Source organism: Okeania sp. (genome assembly GCF_983059655.1).
This window is the reverse complement of the sequence record NZ_CEZPJD010000737.1, coordinates 1-3,976: the sequence shown is the minus strand read 5'-3', so window position 1 is coordinate 3,976 and position 3,976 is coordinate 1. Positions and strand designations below refer to the sequence as shown.

At 37.3% G+C, this 3,976-nt stretch carries 1 protein-coding gene and 2 pseudogenes; 1 reads left to right on the top strand and 2 read right to left on the bottom strand.

Annotated elements, in window-relative coordinates:
* Positions 1–33 precede the first annotated feature (33 nt).
* Positions 34–1,032, top strand: a pseudogene (locus AC3DU7_RS27590) (IS701 family transposase).
* Positions 1,033–1,295: 263 nt separating this feature from the next.
* Here the strand turns inward: AC3DU7_RS27590 and modB are convergent.
* Together modB and AC3DU7_RS27580 are read right to left on the bottom strand one after the other, a co-directional pair.
* Complete coding sequence (gene modB, locus AC3DU7_RS27585; RefSeq protein ID WP_488042458.1) at positions 1,296–3,206, bottom strand: molybdate ABC transporter permease subunit; 1,911 nt, start codon at positions 3,204–3,206, stop codon at positions 1,296–1,298.
* A gap of 566 nt (positions 3,207–3,772) precedes the next feature.
* Positions 3,773–3,976 (bottom strand): annotated as a pseudogene (locus tag AC3DU7_RS27580) (Uma2 family endonuclease); the annotation flags it as partial.

The following is a 3,976-nucleotide window of genomic DNA, read 5'->3' as shown; positions in this document are numbered from 1 at the left end:
ATGCTTTTGGGTTGCCCATACTAACTGTAGTCTATCCATGTGAAAAGCGCTATAAGTAGTCAGACAAATTACACTATAAAAAATCTTGCTGACCATCTAGAAAAAATTAGTCACGATCAAATTAATCGTTACTTGAAAAATATTGATTTAGGTACAGAAGTTTTGTGGCAAAATGTAAGGGAAGAAATTGTAACAACTGAAGATGGTTATTTGATTTTTGATGACACAGTTATCAATAAAAAGTATTCCCGTGCGTATTGAGCTTGTCCAGCGTCAGTGAGCGTGGTAATAAACATGGGGTAGTCCGTGGAATAGGAGTAGTTAATTGCTTATATTTTAATCCTCAGATAGAACGGTTTTGGATAGTAGACTATAGGATTTATAACCCAGAAGTTGATGAGAAAAGTAAAATAAATCATGTAGAAGATATGATGATTGATGTAGTAAAAAAGAAGAAAATGCCAGTAAAAACAGTATTAATGGATAGCTGGTATGCAACCCAAAGACTCATGGCTTTAATAGATAAATTAGGTAAAATTTACTATTGCCCATTAAAAAACAATCGTTTGGTAGACGATACAGGGGGTGTAGAAAAGTATAAAAAACTGGAAGAAATAACATGGAATGAGCGGGAATTAGTATCAGGAAAAGTTATCAAAATTAAAGGTTTTCCTAGAGATAAAAAAGTCCAATTATTCTGGGTTAGTGTTTCTACAAGCAGAACAGAATATATTGTTACTAATCACCTCAGTAATCAGAGTACAGATGATGTTGAGTTTGAGATTCAAACTAGATGGAAAATTGAGGAGTTTCACAGAGAAATCAAACAATTAACAGGGCTGGAGTTTTGGATTGGGTCGTCGGGCAAAAATTCAAAAAAATCATATTGCTTGTGCCATGTTAGTCTGGAATCATTTGAAAAAAATAGCTAATCTTTTGGGGATAACTATTTATCATCTGAAACATCAATTATTGTCCAAATATCTAGTATCTGAACTTAAATATCCTACAATTAAAATGACAGTTATTTAGGTTTTTATGAATAGGGATAACACCAACAGTGTTGGGCGATCGCTTAGAAAAATTATAGCGTTAGCGGAGCTTTGCGTCAGCAATCGCTATATTTACTATGCACTATATATGGTGTCTTTGCGTAAGTCCTGATAATATTGTCTTGTTCTGAACAAGTGAATCACCTAACTCGCATGACTGCTTCTGTTTCTAGGTTAAAAGGATGTCTGTGAGCTACAACTACCTTTTTGTGTAACTCCCTACTCCCTCTTTTCTGGAGATGTCTAATAATTAACCTCCTTCCTTCCTCCTTCTTCTTTCTTTCTTCTTCCTTCTTCTTTCTTCCTTCTTTCTTCTGCTATAGAAGTTCCTTCTAGTAACAACAAACGCGAGGGTTGAAGACAAACCTGCCAAGGAAAAGAACGATTTTTAATTTCACGCCATTTTTCCTTAAATACTTCTGCTTGCAGATGGTAGTCAAAACCATTTTTTGCTGGTTGATATAACTTTAAGTACAAAGTTACTCGATGTTGAGTTTCACTAATAGCTGCCAACCAACAGGGAAAAGTATTAGGTTTGTTTGACTCCTCAGTAAAAGTAATCTGGTGAGCGCGAATGCCAACATGAGAAAAAGATTCTGGAATAGGTTCAATGATATCAAGACTGCATCCCCACTCAATAGCTTCTATTTTTCGGTTTTCAATTATTACTGCTTGAGAAAAGTTCTTACAACCAGTTAATTGAGCTACTCTTACACTGGTAGAATATTCAAAAATGTCATGTTTGACACCGTGAGCAAGAGTAATTCCGTCATCGACTACTAACAAATTTTGGCAAATTCGGTAAGCTTCCTCTAAGTTGTGAGTTACCAATAAAGTCACCCCTCGATAATTTTTTAGGGTGGCAATAACCAATGTTTCAATGTGATGGCGCAGGTGGGTATCTAATGCGGAAAAGGCTTCATCTAACAACAAAGCATCGGGTTGACTTGCTAATGCTCGTGCCAAAGCCACCCGTTGTTGCTGACCTCCCGAAAGTTCTTCTGGATATCGTTTGCCATATCCTGGTAACTGCACTGCCAATAGATAAGCTTCCACTTGTTGTTTAATCTCTGTGGACGACAAACCTTTGGGCAAACCAAAAGCGATATTTTTAGCTATACTCATGTGAGGAAAAAGAGCATAATTTTGAAATAGATAACCAATGCGGCGATCGCGACTGGGCAAATTTATTTTCTGTTGGGAATCAAATAATACTCGTCCATTTAAAACAATTCGACCTCTTGTGGGAGTTTCTAAACCAGCAACGCAACGTAAAATCATACTTTTACCAGCACCAGATCCTCCTAATAACCCCAATGGTTTGTTATTAGCATTGAAACAAACATCTAAGAGAAATCCAGGCAATTTTTTCTGGATATCTACTAATAGACTTTGTGAGTTTGTGCGGGAGTTTAGTTTCAAGGGTTGTGTTTTGACTGCGGGAACAGAACGCACATCTATAATTTGTTTTTCTGTTTTTTTTGCTCTACGTTTTTTGATTTTAGATTCTGACCAATAGTTGACACCAGTTATTACTCCTAGAGATATGGCTAAAATTACTAACACCCAAGCAAATGCTTCATTCATATTCCCACTTTCGGAAGCGAAGAAAATGGCAATGGGAATAGTTTCAGTTTTCCCAGGAATGCTCCCTGCCAACATTAAAGTAGCACCAAACTCACCGAGCGATCGGGCAAAAGCTAATAATGTCCCGGCAATAATACCTGGTTTTGCCAAGGGTAACAAAATACGCCAAAATACAGTCCACTCAGAAGCACCTAAAGTTCTAGCACAAGCAAGGAGACTGGTATCAATTTGAGTAAAAGCTGCTAGTGATGTTTTGTACATCAGAGGAAATGAGACCACAGTAGCTGCTATTACGGTGGCAGGCCAAGTGAAAATCAATGCGATCCCTAGAGATGAGAGTAGCTCACCAAGGGGGCCGTTTCTACCAAATAATAATAGTAATAGAAAACCTGTTACAGTTGGGGGCAATACTAAAGGAGATGTAAAGATGGCATCAATTATTCCTTTGCCTTTACCCCGATATCCTAGCATCCAACGTGCTGCTGCTATGCCGAGAAAAAAGGTAATAACTGTAGTAACTGTTGCAGTTTTAAGAGAAATCCAAGCAGGAGATAGGTCTAAGTTCATTAGAGTTGTTGAAGAAGGTTGTAGGTTGTAAGTTAATTAATAAAATAATGGTAGGGAAAAAAGAAAGACAAATCTGAAGTTGAGGTTATTCTGTTTCAGAATCTTTTCTAGAGATGTCTAAGTAGCTATCCATAATTACTTTATATTTTCTATCTTTTTTCCTGGCATAAACTGTTTTGTTGACTACAAGATAGAGGAATATTTGATTTCTTTAGGGAAAAAAATAGGAACTTTCCTTTCAAAGTTCCTAGATAAAAATTTATTTATTACTAATGCTCAAAATATGATATAATTAGCAAAATTTGTTAAGCTGTTCTTATCAAAACTTGGGACTAAGATAAGGGAGCTAACTTATGGGATCGCCCCCATACTTGAGATTGGCTTTCTTTAGCGAAAAATTCTGGGTATGCGCCTCCCCTTTTAAGGGGATAACAAAAGAGAATATTTCAGATTTCAATTCACTTTGCTTTCCTAGGTCATGCTGCGCAAACAGCTAGAGGTACTGATAGCGTAGCTCCGACCATAGGAGGCTAACTGATAACTGAAATGACCCATATTTTCTAGAATTAGATAGAATCAGGGTCTACTCCTAATTCTTTTAGTTTAGTTGCCAGACGTTCAGCACGTTGCTGTTCTTGTTCGGCACGTTGCTGTTCTTGTTCGGCACGTTGCTGTTCTTGTTCGGCACGTTGACGTTCTTGTTCGGCACGTTGCTGTTCTTGTTCGGCACGTTGACGTTCTTGTTCGGCTACTTCCCCTGGTAATAATAC

Coding starts and splice junctions, on each gene's coding strand:
- modB (WP_488042458.1), bottom strand. CDS start 3,206: ATGAACTTAGACCTATCTCCTGCTTGGATTTCTCTTAAAACTGCAACA.